This window comes from Sporolactobacillus mangiferae (genome assembly GCF_023336505.1).
Taxonomy (GTDB): Bacteria; Bacillota; Bacilli; order Bacillales; family Sporolactobacillaceae; genus Sporolactobacillus; species Sporolactobacillus mangiferae.
On sequence record NZ_JAMAST010000015.1, the window covers coordinates 1 to 26,179 of the forward strand.

Consider the following 26,179-nt stretch of genomic DNA (forward strand, 5'->3'; position numbering starts at 1 on the left):
CGGCTGCTTAGAGGCACGTGCGCAGTCTCCGGTATGCATCGAAGAGACGTGCAGTCAACAGCAGACACGCATTTTCAAGCTCAACGTTTAGCACATTGTTAATCAGTGAAAAATCAGCTAATGTATTCATAATCGGTTCACATTGTAACGTTACACTAGGTCATAGCAACGCGTCTGAATTTAAGATTGGAGATGAATGAATGATCCGTCTGGCAAAATACATGCGGCCGTATTTATGGCCGGCTTTATTTTCTATTCTTTTTGTTTTTTTTCAGTCATTGGCAAATCTGTATCTACCCACATTAATGTCGGATATTGTGGATACGGGTATTGTGAAGGGTGATTTACCTTATATTTATAAAATGGGCGGTTATATGCTGCTAGTGACCTTTGTTGCTGGGGGTCTGACGGTTGCAGCTAACTATTTAGCGTCGAAAGCGGCTTCGGGTTTTGGTCGGGATGTAAGGAATACGATGTTCGCACATGTTGAGACATTCTCGCTTAATGAGTTCGACCAAGTGGGAACAAGCTCACTGATTACCCGAACAACGAATGATATTGCACAAATTGAGCAAGTGTATATGATGATCCTGAAAATGATGACGATGGCTCCTCTGATGTTGATTGGCGGTATTATTATGGCCGTCTCTAAAGATTCCCGGCTGTCCTTAGTGTTGGTTGTTGCCCTGCCGATCATGATTATCTCGATTTTATTAATTGCGGCAAGGGCTCTGCCTCTTTTTAAGGTGATTCAAAAGAAAATGGATCGATTGAATTTGATTTTACGGGAAGAACTAACGGGCATTCGCGTCATTCGGTCGTTTAATCGCACCGCGCATGAAACAGAACGATTCGATCAGGCCAATAAGGATATTACGCAGATCTCGATCCGAATTAATCAATTTATGTCTCTTGCCATGCCACTCATGATGCTGATTATGAATTTATCGACGGTCGCCATTGTTTGGTTTGGCGGCTTGCGCATTGACAGCGGTTCGATTGAAGTCGGCGATCTGATGGCATTTATTCAATATGCGATGCAAATTATGTTTTCGATCTTAATGGGAATCATGATGTTTATCATGATCCCACGAGCACAAATTTCTGCGGGCCGTGTCAACGAAGTGCTTGATATTGTCCCCGTGGTCAAAGATGGGAAGACAAGTGCATCCTCCGCCGTCAGTAAGCAACCAGCAAGCATCGAATTCAGAGAGGTGACTTTCTCCTATCCGGGTGCTGAAGCGCCAGCAGTGTCGAATATATCATTTACGGCCAATCAGGGTGAAACCACTGCCATTATCGGCGGGACTGGCGCAGGAAAGTCAACGCTGTTGAATTTAATCATGCGCTATTTTGATGCGGTGAGTGGGGAGGTACTCGTGCGCGGTGTTGATGTCCGCAAGCTGCCTGTTGAAAGTCTGCGCGCGCAAATCGGCTATGTCCCGCAGAAGTCGGTGCTGTTTACAGGGACGATTGCTGACAACATTCGTTACGGCAATGCGCAGGCTACGGATGAAGAGATAAGGGAAGCCGCGCGTATTGCACAGGCGGCTGAATTTATTTCTAAAATGAGTGCCGGTTATCAGTCGCTCATCACTCAAGGCGGAAAAAATGTTTCTGGCGGACAAAAGCAACGTCTGGCCATTGCCCGCGCACTAGTGCGCCAAGCACCGATTTATCTGCTTGATGACAGCTTCTCTGCGCTGGATTATCGGACAGACGCGCACTTACGGGCAGAGCTGAGCAGGATGACACAGAACTCGGCTGTTATTATGGTTGCGCAGCGTGTCAGTACGGTACTGCATGCCGATAAGATCATTGTCCTGGATGACGGCAGAATTGTAGGTTATGGTACACATCAGGAGTTAATGGAAACATGTGATGTTTACCAGGAAATTGTGGCATCACAATTGAAAAAGGAGGAGCTGGCGTGAGTGAAAAAAGAAAAAACCGGCCACAGGGCGGGTTTGGCCCTCGCGGCGGGATGCACGTGCCCGTCCAAAAACCGAAGCATTTTAAAAAGACATTTCGCAGGCTGCTAAGTTATCTTCGTCCCCACTATGGTACCTTGCTTGTCGTTTTTTTCACCGCCATTCTGAGTACGGTATTTACCATTATAGCACCGAAACTAATGGGTAATGCGACCACAAAGCTATTTGAAGGTATGATGATGCGGATTAAAGGGATCCCGGGGGCGCATATTGATTTTGACTACATTTGGAATATCGTCTGGATACTAATCGTTTTGTATGTACTAAGTTCGCTGTTTACGTTCATGATGCAATACTTAATGAGCGGTGTATCACAGAAAATGGTGTACACACTTCGTAAACAGGTGAATGAGAAGCTGGCGCGGCTGCCGATTCGCTATTATGACGCGCATCCTTATGGAGATGTGCTCAGCCGCGCAGTTAATGATTCAGAGAATATCAGCAATACATTGCAGCAAAGCCTGGCTACGTCAGTGACTTCCATAGTGACGCTTCTTGGCGTGATTGTGATGATGCTGACCATTAGCCCACTATTAACGGTAGTGATGCTTGTGACGATTCCACTCAGCCTGGTAGGAATTATGCAGATCACCAAACACTCACAAGGCTTTTTTAAGAAGCAGCAAGAGCAAATTGGCCGCTTGAACGGGCACGTAGAAGAAATGTTCACCGGTCATCAGGTGATTAAGGCATTTGGAAAAGAAAAGGAATCCTATGATACGTTTAAAAATATAAACGGAAAGCTGTACCATTCCGCATGGAAAGCACAGTTTCTGTCCGGTATTATGATGCCACTGATGATGTTTGTCGGCAACATTGGATATGTGCTGATTTCGGTTGTCGGGGGCATTCTGGTTGTCAAACGTTCCATCCAGATTGGCGATATCCAGGCGTTCATTCAGTATGCGCGTCAGTTCGGGCAGCCCTTGAACCAGATTGCCAATATCTCAAACATTATTCAGTCGACCATTGCTTCTGCAGAGCGTATTTTTGAGATTCTTGATGAGGAGGAATATACTCAGGATGCCGAAAAGGCAGTGACGCTGCCCCATCCAAAAGGAGAAGTCGTTTTCAACCATGTTAGCTTCCGATATAAAAAGGACCAGCCGCTGATTGAAGATCTTTCTGTTCATGCTAAGGCGGGTCAGTCGATTGCGATTGTCGGACCAACCGGAGCAGGAAAAACAACACTTGTCAATCTGCTGATGCGTTTCTATGAGGTCAACTCAGGCAGCATTTTGATTGACGGTGCAGACATCCGTTCCCTGTCAAGAGAGCGGCTGCATCAATTATTCGGCATGGTTCTGCAGGATACATGGCTTTTCAAGGGAACCATTCGGGAGAATATTGCTTACGGCCGCAAGCATGCAACGGAAGAGGAGATTGTCCGTGCTGCCGAAGCAGCCAATGCGGACCACTTTATTCGTACATTGCCGGACGGCTATGATACCATTCTCAATGAAGAGGGTACGAATATCTCACAAGGGCAGAAGCAGCTGCTGACTATCGCGCGTGCTTTATTGGCTGATCCGGTGATCCTTATTCTGGACGAGGCAACGAGCAGTGTGGATACGCGGACAGAAATGCATATACAGAAGGCAATGAACACCCTGATGAAGAATCGCACAAGCTTCGTGATCGCCCACAGACTCTCGACAATCAAAGAGGCGGATCTGATTCTGGTCATGAATCACGGACGTGTGATTGAGCAGGGAACACACCAAAAGTTACTTGAGAAACAAGGATTTTATGCAGATTTGTATAACAGCCAATTTGTCGATGCGGTGCATCAGCAGGAAATTGGCTAAGCATGCCCTAAGCCGAAACCATTCCTCGGCTTTTTTTATTTCCAGTTTTACTTTACGGGCAAATATATTAAACTTTTTAAGTGAAGATTGAAAAAGCGAGGCAGAATGATGACAAAAAGAATTGTGTTCACCGGCGGTGGTACAGCGGGACATGTGACCCCGAATCTTGCGCTTATTGATGAGTTGAAAGATTGCGACGTGACTTACATTGGTTCAAAAGAAGGGATGGAAAAAAAACTGGTGCAGGATCATGGAATTGATTATTATGCGATCTCCAGTGGCAAGCTGCGCAGATACTTTGATATGAAAAATTTCAAGGATCCCTTTAAAGTACTTGCCGGTGTGATGCAGGCCTATCTGATTTTAAGAAAAATTAAGCCGGATGTGATTTTCTCAAAAGGCGGATTCGTGTCTGTTCCGGTAGTGATTGCCGGATGGCTGAATCGTGTTCCGGTTTATATTCATGAGTCGGATATCACACCGGGACTGGCGAATCGAATTGCGATCAGATTCGCTACAAAACTGTTTGTAACCTTTGAAGAAGCGGGGGCACATCTTCCCAAGGATAAAGTGGTTTATACCGGAGCGCCTATTCGTGATGCATTGTTGAAGGGAGATCGAAGAAAAGGACTGGATTTTCTCGGATTTCAGAGAGACAAACCGATACTATTGATTATGGGCGGCAGCCTTGGGGCGAAGAAAATCAATGAAGTGGTGCGCGCTTCGCTCACACAGCTGGTAAAAAATTATCAAGTTGTTCATCTGTGTGGTAAAGGCAATGTCGATGAGACACTTGCTTCGACGGTTGGATACAGGCAATTTGAGTATGTTGACAAGGAGCTTCCGGACGTCATGGCTGCCTCATCAATGATTCTGTCCCGGGCGGGTTCCAATGCGATTTTTGAATTTCTGGCTCTGAGAAAACCGATGATTCTAATTCCGCTGCCGCTGAGTACAAGCCGTGGTGACCAGATTCTCAATGCGAAAGCATTTAAAAAGAAAGGTCTGTGCGAAGTGCTGGACAATGATACGCTGACGTCTGAGGAACTGCAGCGTACACTTACCGAAGTATATAGGAACCGGTACGACTATATAGACCGGATGGCGGCGGCGCAAGGCGCGACACATGGCATTCAAAATATACTTAAGTTCTTAAACTGAAAAAGCAGACGTTTCGTAAGAGAGTCGAAACGTCTGCTTTTTTGTTGGTGCCGGTAAATTTTTATTATGGATTTGCCCGCTGATTAATCAGCGGAGTTGCTCGTGGGCGTTTTCGGTGATGGTGAGCCAGGGTAGATCCCGCATATCCCAATCCGTGGAAGTAAGATCTGGCTATGCCTGGGTTTTCTGCACTGTCAATCACACGGGGCAAGCCTGGAAAACATACACTGAGAAGGACAGTTGACAGCTGAAGACGTGCACATAGTTTGCTAGCGGTAGGATGAATAGTTTTTGAATGTATGGGAAAACTAGAAAGCGGAGGTGAGTCAGGTGGCGGTACATGAACAGGGACGGGGCGAAGAACGCTGCTTAATCTGCGGGAAGACGCAGGTTGAAGGCATTCATATCTGTGATCAATTAATCTGTGATTCTTGTCAGAAAAAAATTGTTGAAACTGATGTAATGGACTGGAAATATAGATTCTACATGAATAAACTTGCCAAATTGAAAATCAGCCAGTCTGTTTCGATGAAGGCAATCGGCATTGGCTCGGGTTCGGGAAGAGAAGCAGGTAAATCGTGATGCTTCTCTTTTTTTTGCGCGATAAGCCGAAAAATGGTCATTGTGTTCAAAGAATAAACTGAAAAAAAGCTAAATCTTTTGAATGTCAGCGTCACTCCATGTAATTAAGTATTTTATGCGCCTGCGCTTTTTGCTACACTGAAGAAAGGAAATCGGCTGAGCGATATCTGGGGGTGGTTTCGGTGCGTGGCAATTCAAAAGTTCAGAAAAAACAGTGGTTGCTTTTTTCCGGACAGGCTATTGCACTAATTGCCGCTGTTGTTTTATCAATTATGTGTGTTAAGAACGGCGATTCATTGTTCCATGTGGTTCTTTCAGTTGTTTTTTTTCTTGTGTGCTTTGGTATGGGTGTCAGCTTATGGTTTATGAAAACACGTTGGGATACGCTAATGTTGTTCCAGTCCATAATCAGCCTTTTATGGTTTGTCTGGGGAACGGGGCATTCTGAGATCGAGAATCTCCTGTGCCTGGGTATTTATGCAGTCAGCCTTTTGCTTTGCGTGCGGGTGCTGAATCAATTTTTCGGCCGCTCGCGTCTTAGATGGATGAGTCGGGGAGAGGAAAGAACATTATATGGCAGTATTGCAGCGGCTATGATGTTTGCGGCATTCGCACCTCATACTGCAAATGCCGCCCGGCTGGCAATGTTGATTGTCGGTGCGGCCACACTGTTTGCGGTCTTTTGCACGTTCCGTATTCTAAGGCGTTACAGAAATGCCGCTTATCAGCCATTGCTGCAAACCTTGCTGCTCGGATTGGTGTTCGCGTTTTTTCCAAATCTCGGCTTATCCGTCTTTCCGTCCATCTTTTCGGACCAACTGATTTTCAGTCAGCTGGCCGGCATTTTTACAATGATTCTGCCGCTGCTTATATTTTATATAATTGTATTCAGACATTTTATCGACATATCGTATTTCATGACGCGTGTGTGTTATTGTGCCGCTATTGCCGCACCGATGGCTGCTCTGCTTGGCGCACTCTTCTACATATTGAATCAGTGGGATCTGATGACTTTTGACGTGAACGGTCTGGACAGTTATCGCTTTTCTGCTGTTGTTTTTGTTGTTTTATTCGCAGCATTGTATATAAAGAAATATCTTGATTACTCGCTCAGAAAGCGTCTCTATCCGAAACGGCTGGATTTTCAGGCCAGTCTGAACCGCTTGCTCCAATGGATGAGATCAACGAGTGACCGGTCGGAAATCGGACGCATCCTCTCCAGAGAAATGGAGGCTTCTCTGCCGGTGGAGGGTGTCAGTCTTGTTCAGCACACGCGCAATGAGACTGATGTGATGTGTTCTGAGGATTCAAAACAGGAAGAACTTGGGAAAATGGCAACGAATCAGGATGGATTTCGCATTTTACTGGCCCGAAGTGTGAAGACGAAAGTTGCGTTAACGGGAAAGTGGAAAATGCCACGCAGACGTCTGAATCCTGACGAGCGCGCATGGCTTGATGCCTTGATCAACTATGCACAAATCGTGATTGAAAATCTGACGAATACGCAGGACATGCTTGATAACCTGGAGGAAGCTTCTGCACCGAGTACATCCCTTCCGCTGACCATAAAAAAAATGATGCTGCGTATTTCGGAACGTGAGCGCTGGAAATTGTCGCGCAGGCTGCATGATCAGAACATGCAGGATCAGCTTGACGTTGCCCGTCAGCTGGATGTCTGGGCTGCAGAAACGGAGGATGCGCAAAACAAAGCGTTGATGGTCAATATTCGTGAACGGATTTTAGACAGTATTTTTGTACTTCGCCAGGTGATTAATGATCTTCATCCGGAATTTATTTATCGGACGGGGCTTCGAAAAGCTTTGATTGACCTTTTTGATAAGGCTAATCTGCGCGCAGATTTTACGCTGCGGTGGTCAATTGATGAGCATCTGGACGGATTTCAGCATGATTGGGAAATGGCAGTTTATCGCATCGTTCAAGAATTGCTGAATAATGCCCAAAAGCATTCTCGAGCAAGGCTTGTAACACTTGATCTGAGAAAGAAGGATGGACGTTTTCTGCTGGCCTATGCCGATGATGGCATCGGGATGGACGTTTCCGGGATTGGATACTCTTTTGGGACAATGGGATTTCCAGGCATGATCGGACGTGTGGAGGGGCTTGGCGGGCAGGCAGCTATCGAATCAGAGAAGGGCAAGGGCGTGTCCATTGTGATTCAATGGGCAGATAAAGAGCGCGATTGCTCATGAAGCAGGGGGAGAGCGGAATGATCACCGATATATACAATAAACGATGGGTACGCTCACTGCTCATTCTGGTTGCACTTGTATATTCTATGGTGCTTGCCATTCATTTTATGATGGTGATCCTTGATCGGCCATATGTTGGCATTTATACGGTTACTCAAGGAGAACAGGTATCGGTTCGATCTGTTGCACCATATAGCTGGGCGTCATCTGCCGGTATAAAGCCGGGTGATATGATCCTCGGGGTTGATGGGAAATCTCCGGCAGAGAACCGGATGATCACCCATTTTTCCATGGTCGGTCAGGCAAAAAGCTTGCAACTGGCAAAGGGGGATTCCGTATTCTTTTTAACGATTGATAATCGCGTCTCAAAAGGTGCACTGTTTTTCTATCTGATGATCCCGCTTGCTTTCTTTACCACTTGTTTTGTTGCGGTTCTGTTTCTTTATCTGCGCAAAGAGAGCGGTCCGGTCGTCCGTTCTTTGAGCGCTTTTCTGGTTGCGATCAGTCCGGTGCTTCTTGAAATGGCTGCCAATGCACGACACGACAGCTGGAGTCTGCGCCTGACCAGTGTGGCGATCGTATTCAGCATGATTTTTCTCGTTCATTTTCTAAGAGCGTACTTTTCCGTGTGCGGATTCTTACTTGTTTCCAATTGGATGCTTGGGTGTCTCTACCTTTGCGGCACATTTATTGTGATAAACAGCTGCTTACTGACCTCGAGAGAAGTGAGCGCCTACTACTTGCAGGAACTGGTTTTTTCCGTATTTATCTTCGGCTTGCTGTGTATCCAGCTAACCCGGCTTTACTACCAGATCCGCACGTCAGAGTACAGCCGCATTATTCATCTTCTAATAGCCGGGGCATGGATCGCCATGTTTCCTTTTATCGCCTTCTATGCGGTTCCGAACATGTTTATTCGAACGTCTCTTGTTCCTGTGGAATGGACGACGCCCTGGCTGATCATGCTGCCGATCACCTTGTGCTATATTGTGCTCTCATCGACGTTGATCGATATGTCCTTTTATATCGGACGCCTGGGTTATTACTGTGCCATCAGTTTCGTGGGCACTTTGCTGATTCTGTTTGGATTTCTTGTCCTTGTCGAGAGGGATATTAACCAAAATCCTGTTGAAGTGACTCAGCTTGGTGTGGCTTGTTTTATTATCAGTGTAATGATTCTGTATTTCAAGGACTATATGGACGACCGACTGATGGACTATCTTCACCCTAAACAAAAGGTACGTCAGGAAGCGCTAAAGCGATTTCTGCAAGAATCAACGACAGAGTACACACTGCGCCATGTTGATATGATGCTGCGCCGTACCGTATTGACTGAGCTTCCGATGAAGGCGGCAGGTCTGCTGCTGGTGAATCAAAACGGTGATGCACACGCGATCAGCAGTTCGTTTCAAGAAGCCGGGCCTGTGCCTGTCTCCGAAGATAAGGAAGGCAGGATCAGGAAGACCTGTAATGGCTTCACTGTATGGATTAAAAAAGACAAAAACAGGAACGTGCTGTTTACCTGCCGGTGGATGAATCCGGGAAGGACATTGAATCTGGATGAGCACATCTGGTTTGAGACGTTAGTGAGTTATGCACGGGTTATTGTCGATAATCTTTACAAAATTGAAGGACTAATGCAGGAGTTTCAGAACATGGAAGATGATCGAGACCGCATTCCAAAGGCAATGAACCGATGGCTGTTTTCGATTTCTGAACAAGAGCGCGCGCACTTATCAAGAGACATGCATGATACAAATATTCAGGATCAATTAGCCATTGCCCGTGAAATTGATGCGGCGGTCAGAACCATTGGACATCCAGAGACGGCTAAGCGGTTGCGTTTTATTCGTGAGCGCATATTGGACAATGCAAACGAAATGCGTCGGACGATTCGGGAGTGGTACCCTGCCGAGATTTTTCATGGCCGATTAGAGCAGGCATTAGATGCACTGTTTCGAAGGGTGAATCTGTCAGCAGATTTTCGACTGGAAACACATGTGGCGCACGCACCTAGTGATTTGGCGAAAGAAACAGGGCTTTGCGTCTTCCGCGCGGCTCAGGAGTTGCTTAGTAATGCGATCAAACATGCCCGAGCAACACAGGTCCAGCTGACCCTGACCTATGACGGCAGTCAGTGCAACCTTCTGTATAAGGATAACGGAGTAGGCCTGCATGAATCTGCCATTGATTCATTATTCAGTACAACGGGACTGTCGGGGCTTGTGAGCCGCGTCGAGGGGATGAACGGCAGCATTTCTTTTGGTGGTCCGGATGAGGGGCAGACTGTCCATGGTTTGTCGGTATTCATTCAATTGCCATTGTCATTATAATATGCAGGAATTCAGTATAGAGGGGGCTGAAGATATGACATCAGTATTAGTTATTGACGATCATGCGGTTGTTGCAAGCGGAACAAAAACAGTGCTTCAGAATGCGGGATTTGAAGTGGACACCCGAACATCGACACAAACGGTTGCATCTCTTTTGGAACAGCGGCACTTTGATCTTTTTTTGATTGATCTGAATATGCCGGATATGGATGGTATGGCGGCTGCCGATCTGATCCTTGATCTGGATCCGGATGCGAAGATTATTATTTATACAGGCTATGAAACGGAAATCGAGCCGTTGTTTGCATCAATGATCAGCCGAGGAATTGTTGGCGTTGTCAGCAAATCTGCATCTATTGATTCATTGATTGCCGCGCTGAACGCAGCGCTTCGGGACGAAGTATTGCTGCCAATCTGGCTGTTTCAGCGTTTGCGTGTAAACGATTCTGCACAGAAAGCAGCGGCAAAGGTACATCTGAATCAGAATGAACGAGAAATTCTGGCAGCGGTCATGCGCGGTGAGACAAATCGTGAGATTGCACATCATCTGTTGATTGGACAAAGGACCGTGGAAAAATATCTGACGGGTATTTTCCAGAAGCTGGGTGTCCACTCACGAGTTGAGGCTGTTGAAAAGGGAAACGAACTGGGGATTATTAGCAAATGAATACCTGCATGATGCTTGCGTGCACGCGTTGCGACCAGATGATGCGTGATCCCGCATCAAAAAATGCGTGATCACGCATGAAATATGCGGGGTTGTGCGGGCCTATCTATATTAAGATAAGTATAAGGGATTCTGCAAACGCTGGGAGGCGGCCTGCAAATGAACCATATACTTAATCCAACCATTTTTGAATTTTTTACAGTTTACATTATTTTGTTTGGTGTCTGCGTGCTGTGGGAGAAATGGGTGCGGCGAACGCTGACTTATAACCGAGGCGTTTTTCTGTCACTTTTCACAGGCTACATGCTGCTGACGCTGCTGCTGACCGTTCAGCCGATGAGTCCTGCCGAATGGTCGATTGTCGTACCTGGCAGTCCTCTAGTCAATCTTCGTCCTTTTCGTATCATCACGTTAATGCTGCAAAGTGTACAGGGGCATTGGCTGCTTATGTGGAGTATTTTCCTGCCGATTCCGTTTATCTTCTTTGTCGGCTTTTTGCGGCGCGGAAAAATTGGATTCTCCAATCTTTTTGTTACTGGTTTTACAGCTTCCCTGATTATTGAAGTGATGCTTTACGTGATGAATCATATCCCGCATTTTCCAAAACATCTCTTTGATCTGGATGTACTGATTCTTAACGGGTTTGGCGTTTTCCTCGGTTGTGTCCTTTTCAGCTGGATGGAAAGCAAGCAATGGATGAAAGAGTATATCTCAGAAACAATGTCTACAAAATAAAGGATTACATATCAAAAAAATAGATGTTTATCTTTTTGACCTGTAGTGAGCAGTACGATTTCCTCCGTGATTTCCTCAAACCACTCTGAATTTTTATACTATAAGAAAGTTTAAAATTCAGCGGATTATAGTATAAGCGCGATGGCGACCTCGCCCGTGTCAAAGGCTTGATGAAGCCAAGTTTTCTAATACTATAACAAAGTATATAAATTTTAAGGAAAATAGTATAAGTGCAACTAAGCCTTTGCCTATGCCAGAGGCTTGGCAAAACCAAGTTTTCTAATCTTCTGGAGCTGATAGTTATGAAGCATTCAACCGGATATATTATTGGCAGTTTACTTTTCGTGCTCAGCCTTATCATGTTTCATTACGATTCATTTGGCAGCGCGGCGGCTTTGTCGCTGTTCATTGCTGCTCTGTTTGTTATTGTCATTAGTGAGCTGTCAATGAAAATGGGAAAAAAATAAACAGGATGCCTGCACTTTAAAGATCGCGTTGGTCTATGCTGAACAAAAGAAAGATTAGTGTTTCGATAGCTGAAAAATTACCGACTATGCTAAAATAAAGCTATCTTATTTCTTTCGAGGGAGAGCGCCAATGGATCAGCATCAAACACCCGTTTACGATGCCTTAATCAGGTATGGGAGAGATCAAGCGTATTCTTTTCATGTTCCCGGCCATAAAGACGGTCTTGTTTTCCCCGAAAAGGCATTGCTCTCTTTTCAGTCGATTCTGGCACTGGATGCAACGGAGGTCGCTGACTTAGATGATCTGTATCATCCTGAGGGCGTGCTCCGTGAAGCAGAACAGCTGCTTACCAATTATTATGGTTCGAGGATGAGCTGTTTCTTAGTGAACGGGTCAACAGTCGGTAACTTGATCATGGTACTTGCTGCGTGTGCACCAGGCGATGTTGTCCTTGTTCAGCGTAACAGTCATAAATCTGTCTTTAATGCATTGAAATTGGCCGACGTGCGTCCGGTGTTTCTGGCGCCTTCCGTTGATACACGGTCGGGACTTGCGACAGGTATTGAACCGCAGACTTTTTCAGAAGCGCTGCGCCGCTTCCCAGATGCTAAAGCGCTGATTTTGACCTACCCCAGTTACTATGGGGTGGCGCCGTGCACCGTGCGCCGCCTGATTGTCCAAGCTCACGAGGCGGGGATGAACGTTCTTGTGGATGAGGCGCACGGACCGCATTTCAGGATGGGCGCGCCTGTGCCTCCGTCCTCTTTGGACATGGGTGCCGATCTGGTCGTTCATTCGGCGCATAAAATGCTTCCTGCCATGACCATGGGCGCCTACCTTCATGTTAATTCCACTCGGATTTCAATAGAGAAGGTAAAGATGGTCCGTGAGATGCTGCAGAGTTCAAGCCCGTCATACCCGATTATGGCCTCGCTGGATTTAGCGCGTGCGTTCATGGCAACGATGGATTCTGAGTTTTTTGCCGATGTCTTGAATCGTCGCGATGCATTTGTCGAGGCATTGAAGTCAATGAATCTACTCACCGTCCTAGAAGCAGATCCCGAACATTTTTTAGTCGATCCTTTTAAAATAGTGCTGCAGCCGGAAACGAGGGTGAGCGGCTTTGAGCTGCAAAGCCGGTTCATTCAATTGGGACTTTATCCTGAAATGGCGGATCCCCGCCATATTCTTTTGACGCTTGGACTGTCGGATTCAATTAATTACCAGAATGCAGTGCGAAAAATAGAAAAAGCACTGGCACACCAGATGCCCGGCCAATCGGAAGTGCGCACTTTGATTACTGAGTTTCCGCCAATAACCATGCTCGCAGATTCATACCGGCACTTTAAGAATCTAGCCAGCAGCTGGTCAGCGCTCGATCAGGCAGTTGGCGCCATTGCAGCGGAACCGGTAGTTCCGTATCCGCCCGGCATCCCAATTGTTTTGGGGGGCGAACGCATAACCGAGCGCAGTCTGGAGTTGATTCATTTCTGGCAACGCGCGGGCGCTACTTTTCAAAATGAAGGCATTCATCAAGGAAAAATAAAGGTTTATCAGTCAAGGGAGCAATCAGCATGACACATAAAGGACTTTTTATAACATTTGAAGGTCCGGACGGTTCGGGGAAAACAACACAGATTCAGCGACTTGCAGCGGAATTGGAAAGCCGGGGCATTCCGTACCTTCTGACCAGGGAGCCAGGAGGAACGGAAATCGGTGATCAGATAAGGACGCTTGTTCTGAACCCCGCTCATAGTGAGCTGACCGACAAGACAGAAATCCTGCTTTATGCGGCTTCGCGAAGCCAGCATATTGCTCAGAAAATAATGCCCGCAATCCAAAAGGGGCAGGTCGTGCTGTGCGACCGCTATATTGATGCATCCATTGCCTATCAGGGCTATGGGCTGGAGCAACCGATTGAGATGGTCAGACAGATTAATGACTTTGCGACTGGCGGTATGTCACCGGATCGAACGTATCTGATCGACGTTTCCCCGGAAGTGGGCAGACAACGTATGAAGCGCAGAGCCGGGGCACCGGAAGCAGGCGCGACACAGGCTGCAGATGAGCTGGATCGGATTGAGAGCCGGGCGTTCGCCTATCATCGGCGTGTGCGAAAAGGATTTCTTGCCATCTATGAAGAAAATAAAAAGAGAATCCGCCTGATTAATGGTGAACAGGAACCGGAACAGATTTTCCAGACGATTGTATCCGATTTTTTTTCATTGATAAATCAACTGAGATGAGGTTATTTTGATAAACGCATGAAAGGGATGAGTATATTATGAAACTGGTTGTTGCCGTTGTTCAGGATAAAGACAGTAATTTGCTGCAGAAGTCACTTGTGGATGCGAATTTTCATGCAACGAAACTGGCAAGTACGGGAGGCTTTCTTCGTTCTGGGAACACAACGTTCCTGATTGGAACCGAGGATATTCGTGTAGACAAGCTGCTTGACCTGATTCGGGAGCACTGCCACAGCCGTAATCAGGTGATCGCACCGATTTCTTCGCTGGACGCCAACACGGACGGATATATGATGCATCCGGTTGAAGTGGAGGTTGGCGGCGCAACCGTCTTTGTACTTGACGTTGATCAATTTAAGCATTTCTAATTTGTACGGTAATGAATAGGAGGTTTGTGATCCATGGCGATAAAAATCAATCAGTCCACCCATCTCGGAGAGTCGGTGACGAAGCGCGAAAACACGTCCGCTGCGCCGCGTGCCGGATTTGATCTGACGTTAAAGACGGAACAGCAAGCCATGCACGGAGATGCACTTAAGACGCTGCTTAATAAGGTTGACGAGCAGGCAAAACGTGTGCTGGCTTCGCGAACGGTCCGCGATTTGCAATTGTATAAAAAGTATGTGCAGTCTTTTCTTCGGGAAGCCGTGCAGACCGGGCTGGGTACCTCGCAGTCTCTTTCCTGGCAGCAGGGGGGAACGCAGCAGACACTGGTTAAGACTGTGGACCAGAAACTGATCGCACTGACGAATGATGTATTGGATAAAAACAAGCAGGGACTCGAATTACTTGATCAGCTGGATGAAATACGTGGTATGCTGATTAATCTGTATATATAAAAGTCAAGACTAAGTCAATCAGAAAGTGAGCAAAAAGCATGGACTGGCAGAAATTAACCAAACAGCAGCAAACAGCGGCGCGGGTGCTTCGCCATGCAATCGATCGCCATGCACTTGCCCATGCCTATTTGTTTGAAGGACCAAGCGGAACCGGAAAGCGCGAGGCAGCCATACTGGTAACGCAGACGGTGTTCTGCCAGTCGCCAGAGAATGAGCGCCCGTGCATGACCTGCCGAAATTGTCGGCGCATTGCTTCTGGCAATCATCCTGATGTTGTCTGGATCGCGCCTGAAGAGGGCGCGGCGTCGATAAAAAAAGAACAGATCGCTTATCTGATGAAAGAATTCGCTTATCGCGGCGTGGAATCGAGCCGTAAAGTATTTATTATTGATCAGGCAGAAAAGCTGACGGCGCAGGCGGAAAACAGTCTGCTTAAATTTATTGAAGAACCGCATCCAGGTACGCTTGCCTTGCTCATTACCGAGCACATACATCAGCTCCTGGATACCATTGTTTCAAGGTGCCAGATTCTTTCCTTTGCTCCGCTTTCTGATCAGGAGCTTCGCGAGCGACTGAAACAGGACGGGCTTCCGAACGCATTGCTGAAGGCATCGGCCGCACTGACGCACGATTATGAGTCAGCGGCCCAGTTATGTAAAATGGAATGGTTTGCCGAGGCGCGTTCGCTAGTGATACAATTAATGAAAAGGTTGTTCAAATCTTTTTCGTCTGTACTACCCTTTATTTACGAAAAATTCTCTCCCAACTTTGATGATAATCAGAAACTGACTGTCGGCCTGGATTTAATGCTTTTCTGGTATAGAGATCTTCTGTCGCTTCACCTGGGTCGCCAGAGTGAAGTCGTCTACGAAGATCAGATGGATATACTGAAGGAGCAGCTACTTCTGTGGTCATCGGAACAAACGATTCAGGCAATGTCTCTGGTCATGGATGCCCGCAGACAGCTGGATGCCCATGTGAACGGTGTGAGTGTAATGGAGCGGTTGGCAATCAAGTTAGGAGGTAACATAAATGAATTATGATATTGTCGGCGTTCGCTTTAAGAAGGCCGGTAAAATCTACTATTTCGATCCCGATCAGCTGGCTGTTTCAGAAGGCGCCCATGTCGTTGTCGAGACAACGCGCGGCATTGAATGCGGCACCATAGTGATCGGGAAAAAAACGGTAAATGAGGAAGATGTTGTTCTGCCGCTTAAGAAGGTGCTGCGGATTGCAACGGAATCTGATGAACTGCAGGTGCGCAGGAACAAAGAAGACGCACAGGCAGCTATGGATATCTGTTTACAGAAAATATACAATCACCACTTGGAAATGAAGCTGGTGGATGTTGAGTATACATTTGACCGCAATAAAATTATTTTTTATTTTACGGCTGACGGCCGTGTTGATTTTCGAGAATTGGTCAAGGATCTTGCGGCTGTATTCAAGACAAGAATTGAATTACGGCAAATAGGGGTCCGTGACGAAGCGAAAATGTTAGGCGGTATCGGTCCATGCGGACGAATGCTCTGCTGTTCGACTTTTCTTGGCGACTTTGAGCCAGTGTCGATTAAAATGGCCAAAGATCAAAACCTGTCCTTAAATCCGGCGAAGATTTCAGGCGTATGCGGGCGGCTGATGTGCTGTCTGAAATATGAAAACGATCAATATGAGTCGGCAAAAAAGGCTCTGCCGGATATTGGCGCGCCCATTAATGTCCATTACGGACCGGGGCGAGTCGTCGGGTTGAATATACTGGAGCATCTGGTTCAGATTGAGCTCAAGGAACAAAACAGAGTCGTTGAGTATACACTAGATGAGCTTATCGAAGAAGGGGTTATTTCTTCAGAAGCCACTAAATAAGAGGTGGATGAGCTTGGAGAAGAAGGATGTTTTCTCACAAGTCAGTCATTTGGAGGAACAGCTGGGACAGATTTATGTGGATTTCGGGCATTTGAAAGCGCAGCTGGCCGCATTGCTTGAAGAAAATCAGAATCTGACTTTAGAAAACGAGAATTTGAGGAAGCGGCTGGAGTCTTCCAATATGCGCCTGCAGGATGCCCCGAAGCAGTCGCCGAGAAGTACCGGAACAATGTCTGAGCCGGATATCGGCGAGGGCTATGATAATTTGGCGCGGCTTTATAAAGAAGGCTTTCATATATGCAATCTCCATTACGGCAGTGTTCGAAATGACGGCGACTGTCTGTTCTGTCTTTCGTTTCTGAATAAAAAGTGATGGTGCAGCAGATGGAGCGAATGAACGGACAGCATGGGCGGCATGACGAACGTGTGGATTATCTTTTTGACACAGATTTAAAAATCGTTCAATCCAGCAGATTTTTCCCGTTTTCACTGGATTCCGTGCTTTTGGCGCGCTTTGTCTATGTGCCCATTCAGAAGGGAAAATTGGTTGATCTTTGTGCCGGAAATGGCGTGATCCCTTTTTTACTGTCGCAGCGGACAAAGGGACAGATCACGGGCGTTGAGATTCAGCCTGAAGTGTGCGCGCTGGCGCAGCGCGGCGCGGCTCTGAATCATCTGGAGGCACGTGTTACTTTTTTACGTGCAGATGCCAAACAGATTGACGAAAAAATCGGCAGAGGCAGCTGTGACGTGGTCACCTGCAATCCGCCTTACTTTACAACGAACGCCGCGCGTGACGTGAAGCTGAACCACCATTTGGCGATTGCCCGCCATGAGGTGCTGATCGCTCTTCAGGATGTGCTTGCGGTTGGCGGACGCTTGCTTAAATATGGCGGGAAAATGGCGCTCGTTCACCGCCCGGAGCGATTGGCGGATCTTATAGAAGGGTTTCGCGCCCAGGGAGTTGAGCCGAAACGGATGCAATACGTCCATCCATATCGGCATAAACCGGCAAATATGGTGCTTGTTGAAGGAACCAAAGGCGGTCGGCCGGGACTTTCCGTGCTGCCACCGATCATTGTCTATCATCAGGACGGCACTTATACTGAGGATGTGTTGCCGAAATCATGAAGGGCTATAGTGTCTATATTCTTGAATGTGCTGACGGCAGCCTCTATACAGGCTACGCCACCGATGTAGCGAAGCGCTTTGCGCTTCATCAAAGCGGAAAAGGCGCAAAATACACACGCAGTCATAAACCGGTGCGCATTGCTTATCAAGAAAGATTGGCGGATAAGCAGGCAGCGATGCAGCGGGAATGGGCAATAAAGCACCTGACACGGCAGCAGAAACTGAAATTGATTAAGGAGAGCGGCACGGATGTGGCAGCAGCGAAGTTTTCAGGATGACTATAAAGGGTGTCTTTATCTTGTTCCGACGCCAATCGGCAATTTAGATGACATTACTTATCGAGCGCTCGATGTTTTAAAACACGCCGATATTCTCGCAGCCGAAGATACACGGCATACGATGAAATTGTGCACACATTTTGATATTCACACACCTTTGATCAGCTATCATGAACATAATAAAAAAAAGAGCGGGGCGCATCTGATTGCTGAATTGGAGTCCGGGAAAAGGGTAGCGCTTGTTACGGATGCGGGAACCCCGGGTATTTCTGATCCTGGCACGGATCTGGCAGCTGAGTGTGTGCGGCGCCGCATCCCGGTTGTTCCGCTTCCTGGCGCGAATGCAGCGCTAACTGCCCTGATCGCGTCCGGCTTATCCACGGATCATTTTCTCTTTTATGGCTTCCTTCCCAGAGTAAAAAAAGAGCGCGCAAAAGCTTTTAAGTCACTGCGCACATTTCCTTATACACTTATTTTTTATGAATCGCCGTTTCGTATCAAAGATACTTTAAAAGAGATTGCAGCTGTATTCGGCAATCGAAATGTCGCATTGGCGCGGGAGCTGACAAAACGTTATGAGACGTTTATACGCGGATCGATTGAAGAGGTTGCTGCTTTTCTGGAAAGGGAGGACGCGCAGAAGGGTGAATTCTGCCTCATCGTTAATGGAAGTGATGAATTAGAGGTGCCGCGTGCTGAGACAGTATGGTGGTCGGCACTCACCGTTCGGGAACATGTTGATCATTATATTCATGAAAAGGGCTGGAATGTCAAAGAAGCGATTAAGCAGGCAGCAGCGGATCGCCTGCAGCCGAAACGAGAAATTTATCGTATCTATCATCAAATTGATAACGAATAAAATTAAAGATTCGTCACGGGCGAATCTTTTTTGTACTCTATAAGAAAGCATATAAATTTTAAGGAAAATTGTATAAGCGCGACGGCGGCTTTGCCATCCCATCGCCAGAGACTTGGCAAAGCCAAGTTTTCTAACATGATAAGGAAGCATATGATTTTAGCCAGCCAGACACGAAAGCACGAGATGCCCGCGGAACGTTCCTGTTGATCGCAGGTCAAAGGAGCCCCATAGATTCCAACTTGCCGAGGATGCTCACGCTGCTTCTGTGGCGAATGAATCGACAGTTGCCGCGGCGCAGCCTGGTCCAGAATATATTTTTGAATAACAGCGATTATTTATGGGAAAAACTGAGTTAATTGTGGAAAAGTGCGGGTGACACGTGCCCTTTCGCTTTCTTGACATTCACTCATGTGAAACGTATAGTTTTTAAAGACAGGGTTCTTTGGAAGCGGTATAGAATAAGGAGGCATGCGGGCTCATGACAGAGGAACGGAAATCTTTTTATCTGACAACGCCTATTTACTATCCGAGCGGTAGACTACATATTGGTCACGCCTATACAACGGTGGCCGGAGACGCGATGTGCCGGTATAAACGGCTGCGCGGTTACGATGTCATGTTCCTGACGGGAACTGATGAACATGGCCAGAAAATTGAAGAAAAAGCCAAGGCAAAAGGTGTTTCACCGATCGAATACGTTGATGATATGGTGGCACAAATTAAGCAGTTATGGAAGAAGCTTGACATCTCTTATGATGATTTCATTCGTACGACACAGGATCGTCATACGAAGGTCGTCCAGAAAATTTTTGCACAGCTGGAACGCCAGGGGGATATTTATCTTGGCGAATATGAAGGCTGGTACAGCATACCTGATGAGACCTACTATACGGAATCTCAGCTTGTCGACATTGAGAAGAATGACCAAGGTGAAGTGATCGGCGGCAAAAGTCCGGACAGCGGCCACCCGGTTGAGAAGGTCAAAGAAGAATGCTACTTCTTTAAAATGAGCAAATATGTCGACCGTTTATTAAAATACTATGATGAACATCCGGATTTTATTCAACCGGAGTCACGTAAGAATGAAATGATCAACAACTTTATTAAACCGGGCCTGGAAGATCTCGCCGTGTCGCGTACCTCATTCTCATGGGGAATTAAAGTACCAAATAATCCGAAACATGTAGTATATGTATGGCTTGATGCGCTGACCAACTATATTACTGCGCTTGGATATGGTTCGGAAAATGAGACGAATTATAAGAAATTCTGGCCAGCGGATGTTCATTTAGTCGGGAAAGAAATTGTTCGTTTTCATACGATTTACTGGCCGATTATGCTGATGGCGCTTGGCCTGCCGCTGCCGAAAAAGGTTTTCGGACATGGATGGCTGCTGATGAAGGACGGCAAGATGTCCAAATCAAAGGGAAATGTTGTCGATCCGGAACCGTTGATCGACCGTTACGGTCTGGATGCGCTCCGTTACTACCTGCTGCGGGAAGTGCCGTTCGGTTCGGACGGTCTGTTTACGCCGGAAGCTTTTGTCGAACGGATCAATTTTGATTTGGCTAATGACCTTGGCAATTTGCTGAACCGTACGGTCGCAATGTGCAGTCAGTATTTTGAAGGGGCAGTTCCTGCTTATACAGGTCAGATCACTGAATTCGATGCCAGACTGGAGCAGGCATTGACGGACACTGTAGCAACGGTTGAAGAACAGATGGAAAACCTGCAGTTCTCTGTTGCACTGTCAGCAATCTGGAAACTCATTGGCCAAACCAACAAGTATATTGACGATACACAGCCTTGGGTTTTGGCAAAAAATGACACAAAGCGTGACGTGCTTGCATCAGTGATGGCGCATTTGGCCAATACGATTCGCAGCGTTGCGATCATGATTCAGCCGTTCTTCACGTCTACGCCAGCGAAAATGTTCCGTCAATTAGGTGTGAAGGAATCAGCGGATCAGGCGTGGGATTCTATTCGTGACTTAGCTGTGAACCACGGTCAGTGGACCGTGCACAAGGAAGAGCCTATTTTCCCGCGTTTGGATATTGAAGATGAAGTTGCATACATCAAATCGCAAATGCGCGGTGCAGCGGAGACAAAACCAAACGGCAATAAAGAGAAAAAGTCAAAAACTGTGGCAAAGGCACCTGCGCAGATTAATTTGGACGACTTTCAGAAAATTGATCTGCGTGTAGCCGAGGTGCTGCAGGTGGATAAGGTCGAAGGTGCTGACAAGTTGCTTAAGCTTCAGCTTGATCTTGGTTATGAACGTCGACAGGTAGTGTCTGGGATCGCTGAGTACTACAAGCCGGAAGAACTGGTTGGCATGAAGATTATTGTGATTGCTAATTTAAAACCAGTGAAACTGCGCGGTGAAATTTCACAAGGCATGTTGCTGGCGGGGGACGCTGAGGGAAAACTTAAGGTTGCGACCGTTTCCGGTCCGCTTCCAAACGGCACGAAAATTCGCTGAGAGACTAAAATGTGAACTGGCGGGAGAGTCTTGAACTCCCGCTTTTTTCTTGGATGCAGCTCCATTTTGACTCATGAATGGGGCATGCCTTTATATAGATTTTCTGCTTAAATACGAAGGTGTAAAGGTGGGGATGTCCATGTTGTTTGATTCGCATACCCATATTAATGATGAAGCATTTGATACAGATTTTTCCGAGGTACTGCATCGTGCCGAGGCTGCCGGTGTCAGACAGATGATTGTCGTTGGCGTTGATCGTTCAACCATTGAACGGGTCTTTCCCATCATTGATCAACATCAGCATATTTATGGCGCGATCGGCTGGAACCCCGAGGATGCAGTGGACATGACCGAAGACGATTTCCGGTTCATCAAGCAGAATCTTTCGCATCCGGGCATCGTCGCGCTTGGCGAAATCGGTTTGGACTATCATTGGGACAAGTCGCCGTATTCAGTGCAGCATACGGTTTTTCGCAGGCAAATTCAATTGGCAAAAGAAGCGGGACTGCCGCTGGTCGTTCATAATCGAGAGGCCACTGAAGACATGTTTCGAATCCTCAAAGAGGAGCATGCCGAGACAGTCGGCGGGGTCATGCATTGTTACAGTGACGACTGGATGTGGGCGCAAAGGTTTATCGAGCTTAATTTCTATATCAGCTTCGGGGGGCCGGTGACCTTCAAAAATGCGGCGCTGCAGCGGGAGACAGTGGTCCAGGTACCGCTTGATCGCCTGATCATTGAAACAGATTGCCCTTTTTTGAGTCCGCATCCGTTTCGCGGAAAACGCAATGAGCCGGCGCGTGTCCGCCTTGTCGCTGAAAAAATTGCCGAACTGAAAGGATTATCTTTTGAGGAAGTGGCACAGGCGACGACAGAAAATGCACAGCGTTGTTTTCATATTCATGAACATGGCTAAGGAGCTTTTATATGATTGTTAAAGAAATTATTGTCGTTGAAGGAAGAAGCGATACGGAGGCAATTCGCCGGGCAATTGACGCGGATACAATTGAGACGAACGGCTCACGCGTCAGCAGACGGACGATACATGCTATTCAAAATGCACAGATCCGGCGTGGCATCATCATTTTTACAGATCCGGATTATCCGGGTGAACGCATTCGGAAGATCGTCAGCCGTGCGGTTCCAAATTGTAAGCATGCGTTTATTACGCGTGCTGAGGGAAAAGGAAAAGACGGCGAAAGCCTGGGAATTGAGCATGCTGCGCCGCCAATCATCCGGCAGGCGCTGGCAAAAGTTTATACTCAGTTTGAAGAGCCGGCAGAGTTAATCAGCATGCAGACACTTCGCCAGCTCGGGCTTCTTGGAAGCAAAGCGTCACGATCGCTTCGTGAACGGCTGTGCGATTACCTGAATATTGGTTATGCAAATGGCAAACAGTTGTATAAACGGCTGCGTATGTTTCAAATTACTGAAAGTGACCTGATGCAGGCGCTTCACGCCATTCAATCAGAGGGGTGAGCATCGTGAACCGAAGAATTTCATCACCGAAAGTGATGCAGGATATGATCCGCAGGCATCAATTTACACTGAAGAAGAGCCTGGGACAGAATTTTCTTGTCGATGAAAACATCCTGAATAAGATTGCTTCTGCCGCTGACCTTGATGAAGAAAGCTATGTGCTGGAAATTGGTCCGGGAGCAGGCGCACTGACTCAGGTGCTTGCCGATCAGGCAAAGAAAGTTGTAGCTGTAGAAATTGATCGCAGGCTGGAGACGGTTTTGAACGACACTCTTTATGGTTTTGATAATGTATCCGTTTATTTTGGCGATGCACTGAAACTGGATCTTCATGACATTCTGAGCAAAGAAATTCCAGCGGATGCCACAGTGACCGTTGTTGCTAACTTGCCTTATTATGTGACGACACCGATTTTGATGCGATTACTGACGGACGGGCTTCCCATTAATAAAATGGTGGTGATGATTCAGAAAGAAGTAGCCAGCCGTCTGGAGGCCATTCCGGGCGAAAAAAGTTACGGATCGTTGTCCATTGCGGTCCAGTACCTTGCTGAACCACGTATCATCATGACGGTTCCAAAGACAGTGTTTGTGCCGCAGCCGAATGTTGATTCAGCGGTGATTCGTCTGGACATCCGAACAGAGAAAAAGGTTCGGGTTATCGATGAACCATTTTTCTTCCGGCTGGTAAGAGCCAGCTTTGCCCAACGCCGAAAGACATTAATTAATAATCTCATTAATAATTTATATAACAAAAATCACAAAGAACTTCTCCTGGACATTCTTAATCGTGTTGGGATTGATCCGGGACGACGCGGAGAAACATTAACGATCGAAGAATTTGCTCGTTTAAGCGATGCGCTCGGTGAGCTGACAGATATGAGTTAAACGATCGATGCAGCGAGATTTCGTACGGCCGAAGAGGATGCCTCACAGTCAAAATCTGACTTTTGAGACGTCCTCTTTTTGCAGGAGTAAAGAAATATCCATGACGGCTTGAATGAAAATGTCATGGGATAAAGACTGGTATTTACGCGCAAAAGTATATGATTTTGCTCTGCAGGAACCAACAAAACATACATATCTAAACATCAAAGCGAAGGCGCGCTGACGCCTGCGGGAGTAGGTGCCAGCGCGACCCAGGCCTGTGGCAAGCGAGCAGCGGCAGCGCCGAGGCAATCGGGCAAGCATAAATCAATAAATCATGGTCGAGAAGGAACTTTCGCTAATGTAAGGGAATTTTCAATGACTATATGGAACTTTCGCTAAGTGCGCATACGTCCTGTATGCAACGCGAAAGCCATCACGTCCTGTGAAAGTACGTCCTGTATGCAACGCGAGAGCCATCACATCCTGTGAAAGTAGGGTTAGGCGTGGCCTGGTTTTTCTAAACGTGATGTGCCTGGCGTCTTCGGTGATGTGAATAAGGATCAGGTGCGTGAAAATCACCACGAGGCTATATTGCTCACACATATTCATTCATGGTTATTCATAGTATGAAAAGGACGGCTTTGACTTTTCTCAATAACGGCTGCGATTGAAAAGAGGGATTGGGATATGACGGTACAGGTCGGGGATCTTGTGGCGCGCACGTCGTACCATTGCGACCTTCCTTTTCGTGTGGTGGCGATTCATGCAGAGACAAAAATGGCAGAACTGAACGGACATGATCTGCGCCTTTATGCTGATGCACCGCTGAATGATTTGGTTCCGGTAACTGAGGATGAACGGGAAAAGTATGATCAAGTGACGCGCTCCAAAGAAGCTGAATCCTTCAAGTTGTTTCGGCAGGACTATAAACAAATGAAATTGAAACGAGGCTACACGGCGACAAACGGTTACCGGGAGGGTGCTTCTTATTTTGAGATGCCGGGCAGAGTGCTGCATATTGATGGCGATTCTTATTATTTAAAAAAATGTCTGTCCTTTTATGAAAAGTTACGCGTTCCGGTTATTGGAAAATATATGCCGGAGACGGATATGCCTGACCTTGCACCTAAACTGGTGGCACAGATCCGGCCGGACATTCTCGTCCTGACCGGCCATGATGCATTTATGAAAAACAAGGGCAATGCGAATGAATTAAAAGCTTATCGCAATTCAAGTTATTTTATCCGTACGGTTAAAGAAATTCGTTATCACTGGCCCAGTCTCGATCAAATGATCATTTTTTCGGGTGCCTGCCAATCTCATTTTGAATATTTAATTCGAGCCGGCGCAAATTTTGCCAGCTCGCCTGATCGCGTGAACATCCATGCGCTTGATCCGGTATATCTTGCGGCCCGGATCAGCTTCACATCATTTATGGAAAGCGTTAATGTATGGGAGGTACTGCGGAATACATTGACTGGCGCCGGCGGCCTCGGCGGTGTTGAAAGCCGCGGCATGCTGCGTACTGGACTGCCTTATCCGGCTGAATAATCTGCGGGTTCCTTGCCCTGCAGGAAAGAGATGCTCAGGGAAATGGTGCAGGTACGATCAGGAGCGGCCTTCTATGTAACACGATCATTCAGCTAAGTTTTCTTTAAAATGTATTGACAGTCACTCTGATTTCCTGATATAATTCATACTATTTGATTTTTTGACCTTTATTGTGGTATACTTATAATTAAGCGAGGTGGATTGTCGAGATGGGAAAAACCATTAACGATATCAAAGGCGCTCTAGATGAACGCGTCGGCGAACGTTTGACATTGAAAGCAAACGGCGGCAGACGCAAAACCATTCAACGCATTGGTGTTTTGGAGGGGACCTATCCGTCGGTATTCATTGTGAGACTGGACAAAGATTCGAATGCATACGAACGTGTGTCCTACAGTTATACGGATGTGCTCACAGACTCGGTGGAACTCACCTTTTTGGAGGAAATGGCAAGCGGTCAATAATCATGAAGACTCATCTCATTTCCCTGACAACTGATCACTATTTACAGCGGATGCGCGCACCCTCATGGTCTGGCATGCAGGCAATGAAAAAGGTATGCGCGTTTATGCTGTCTGCATCTTTTTCATCAGACTTATTTTAGCACGTTTCGCGAATAGAAGAAAG

25 protein-coding genes are annotated in these 26,179 nt (G+C 46.9%); all 25 read left to right on the plus strand.

The window, feature by feature from the left end; all coding sequences use genetic code 11:
- Positions 1 to 200: 200 nt before the first annotated feature.
- The 25 genes from M3N64_RS10945 to M3N64_RS11065 all read left to right on the plus strand — a co-directional run bounded on the left by M3N64_RS10945 (position 201) and on the right by M3N64_RS11065 (position 26,016).
- On the plus strand, positions 201 to 1,934 hold the full coding sequence (locus M3N64_RS10945) for an ABC transporter ATP-binding protein (RefSeq protein WP_249102156.1): 1,734 nt from the start codon (positions 201 to 203) through the stop codon (positions 1,932 to 1,934).
- The gene (locus M3N64_RS10950; RefSeq protein ID WP_249102157.1) at positions 1,931 to 3,799 is read left to right on the plus strand and encodes an ABC transporter ATP-binding protein; all 1,869 of its coding nucleotides are present in this window, start codon (positions 1,931 to 1,933) and stop codon (positions 3,797 to 3,799) included. Before M3N64_RS10945 ends, M3N64_RS10950 begins: the two co-directional genes overlap by 4 nt.
- Positions 3,800 to 3,907: 108 nt before the next feature.
- Positions 3,908 to 4,960 (plus strand): undecaprenyldiphospho-muramoylpentapeptide beta-N-acetylglucosaminyltransferase, encoded by a 1,053-nt coding sequence (gene murG / locus M3N64_RS10955; protein WP_249102159.1) that lies wholly within the window; start codon positions 3,908 to 3,910, stop codon positions 4,958 to 4,960.
- A 330-nt stretch (positions 4,961 to 5,290) separates the two neighbouring features.
- Positions 5,291 to 5,542 (plus strand): sigma factor G inhibitor Gin, encoded by a 252-nt coding sequence (locus M3N64_RS10960; RefSeq protein WP_249102162.1) that lies wholly within the window; start codon positions 5,291 to 5,293, stop codon positions 5,540 to 5,542.
- Between the two features lie 182 nt (positions 5,543 to 5,724).
- Positions 5,725 to 7,752 carry a sensor histidine kinase gene (locus M3N64_RS10965; protein WP_249102165.1) on the plus strand — a complete coding sequence of 676 codons (2,028 nt, stop codon included), beginning with the start codon at positions 5,725 to 5,727 and terminating at the stop codon, positions 7,750 to 7,752.
- A gap of 17 nt (positions 7,753 to 7,769) precedes the next feature.
- A complete protein-coding gene (locus M3N64_RS10970; RefSeq protein WP_249102168.1) occupies positions 7,770 to 10,085 on the plus strand; it encodes an ATP-binding protein in 2,316 nt (771 codons plus the stop codon).
- Positions 10,086 to 10,119: 34 nt separating this feature from the next.
- Positions 10,120 to 10,752: a response regulator transcription factor gene (locus tag M3N64_RS10975; protein WP_249102170.1), complete on the plus strand. Its 633-nt coding sequence runs from the start codon at positions 10,120 to 10,122 to the stop codon at positions 10,750 to 10,752.
- Positions 10,753 to 10,911: 159 nt separating this feature from the next.
- A complete protein-coding gene (locus M3N64_RS10980; protein ID WP_249102171.1) occupies positions 10,912 to 11,487 on the plus strand; it encodes a VanZ family protein in 576 nt (191 codons plus the stop codon).
- 302 nt (positions 11,488 to 11,789) lie between these two features.
- The gene (locus M3N64_RS10985; protein ID WP_249102172.1) at positions 11,790 to 11,954 is read left to right on the plus strand and encodes a hypothetical protein; all 165 of its coding nucleotides are present in this window, start codon (positions 11,790 to 11,792) and stop codon (positions 11,952 to 11,954) included.
- A gap of 130 nt (positions 11,955 to 12,084) precedes the next feature.
- The gene (locus M3N64_RS10990; RefSeq protein ID WP_249102173.1) at positions 12,085 to 13,533 is read left to right on the plus strand and encodes an aminotransferase class I/II-fold pyridoxal phosphate-dependent enzyme; all 1,449 of its coding nucleotides are present in this window, start codon (positions 12,085 to 12,087) and stop codon (positions 13,531 to 13,533) included.
- Positions 13,530 to 14,201 (plus strand): dTMP kinase, encoded by a 672-nt coding sequence (tmk, locus tag M3N64_RS10995; protein WP_249102174.1) that lies wholly within the window; start codon positions 13,530 to 13,532, stop codon positions 14,199 to 14,201. Before M3N64_RS10990 ends, tmk begins: the two co-directional genes overlap by 4 nt.
- 38 nt (positions 14,202 to 14,239) lie before the next feature.
- Positions 14,240 to 14,569: a cyclic di-AMP receptor DarA gene (darA, locus tag M3N64_RS11000; RefSeq protein WP_249102175.1), complete on the plus strand. Its 330-nt coding sequence runs from the start codon at positions 14,240 to 14,242 to the stop codon at positions 14,567 to 14,569.
- 33 nt (positions 14,570 to 14,602) lie between these two features.
- Positions 14,603 to 15,040 (plus strand): YaaR family protein, encoded by a 438-nt coding sequence (locus tag M3N64_RS11005; protein WP_249102176.1) that lies wholly within the window; start codon positions 14,603 to 14,605, stop codon positions 15,038 to 15,040.
- A 38-nt stretch (positions 15,041 to 15,078) separates the two neighbouring features.
- Positions 15,079 to 16,083 carry a DNA polymerase III subunit delta' gene (gene holB / locus M3N64_RS11010; RefSeq protein ID WP_249102178.1) on the plus strand — a complete coding sequence of 335 codons (1,005 nt, stop codon included), beginning with the start codon at positions 15,079 to 15,081 and terminating at the stop codon, positions 16,081 to 16,083.
- A complete protein-coding gene (locus M3N64_RS11015; RefSeq protein WP_249102181.1) occupies positions 16,073 to 16,903 on the plus strand; it encodes a PSP1 domain-containing protein in 831 nt (276 codons plus the stop codon). The genes holB and M3N64_RS11015 overlap by 11 nt, the downstream gene beginning before the upstream one ends.
- A 13-nt stretch (positions 16,904 to 16,916) precedes the next feature.
- Positions 16,917 to 17,276: a DNA replication initiation control protein YabA gene (gene yabA, locus M3N64_RS11020; RefSeq protein ID WP_249102182.1), complete on the plus strand. Its 360-nt coding sequence runs from the start codon at positions 16,917 to 16,919 to the stop codon at positions 17,274 to 17,276.
- 20 nt (positions 17,277 to 17,296) lie between these two features.
- Complete coding sequence (locus M3N64_RS11025) at positions 17,297 to 18,034, plus strand: tRNA1(Val) (adenine(37)-N6)-methyltransferase (protein WP_249102183.1); 738 nt, start codon at positions 17,297 to 17,299, stop codon at positions 18,032 to 18,034.
- A complete protein-coding gene (locus M3N64_RS11030) occupies positions 18,031 to 18,312 on the plus strand; it encodes a GIY-YIG nuclease family protein (protein WP_249102184.1) in 282 nt (93 codons plus the stop codon). Before M3N64_RS11025 ends, M3N64_RS11030 begins: the two co-directional genes overlap by 4 nt.
- Positions 18,284 to 19,171 carry a 16S rRNA (cytidine(1402)-2'-O)-methyltransferase gene (gene rsmI / locus M3N64_RS11035; protein WP_249102185.1) on the plus strand — a complete coding sequence of 296 codons (888 nt, stop codon included), beginning with the start codon at positions 18,284 to 18,286 and terminating at the stop codon, positions 19,169 to 19,171. Before M3N64_RS11030 ends, rsmI begins: the two co-directional genes overlap by 29 nt.
- A gap of 478 nt (positions 19,172 to 19,649) precedes the next feature.
- Positions 19,650 to 21,653: a methionine--tRNA ligase gene (metG, locus tag M3N64_RS11040; RefSeq protein ID WP_249102186.1), complete on the plus strand. Its 2,004-nt coding sequence runs from the start codon at positions 19,650 to 19,652 to the stop codon at positions 21,651 to 21,653.
- Between the two features lie 139 nt (positions 21,654 to 21,792).
- Complete coding sequence (locus M3N64_RS11045; protein WP_249102188.1) at positions 21,793 to 22,569, plus strand: TatD family hydrolase; 777 nt, start codon at positions 21,793 to 21,795, stop codon at positions 22,567 to 22,569.
- A gap of 11 nt (positions 22,570 to 22,580) precedes the next feature.
- Complete coding sequence (gene rnmV, locus M3N64_RS11050) at positions 22,581 to 23,132, plus strand: ribonuclease M5 (RefSeq protein WP_249102190.1); 552 nt, start codon at positions 22,581 to 22,583, stop codon at positions 23,130 to 23,132.
- A 5-nt stretch (positions 23,133 to 23,137) separates the two neighbouring features.
- Positions 23,138 to 24,019, plus strand: a complete 882-nt coding sequence (gene rsmA, locus M3N64_RS11055; RefSeq protein ID WP_368389914.1) for a 16S rRNA (adenine(1518)-N(6)/adenine(1519)-N(6))-dimethyltransferase RsmA — start codon at positions 23,138 to 23,140, stop codon at positions 24,017 to 24,019.
- Positions 24,020 to 24,688: 669 nt separating this feature from the next.
- Positions 24,689 to 25,552: a sporulation peptidase YabG gene (yabG, locus tag M3N64_RS11060; RefSeq protein WP_249102193.1), complete on the plus strand. Its 864-nt coding sequence runs from the start codon at positions 24,689 to 24,691 to the stop codon at positions 25,550 to 25,552.
- Between the two features lie 209 nt (positions 25,553 to 25,761).
- Complete coding sequence (locus tag M3N64_RS11065) at positions 25,762 to 26,016, plus strand: Veg family protein (RefSeq protein WP_249102195.1); 255 nt, start codon at positions 25,762 to 25,764, stop codon at positions 26,014 to 26,016.
- Positions 26,017 to 26,179 lie beyond the last annotated feature (163 nt).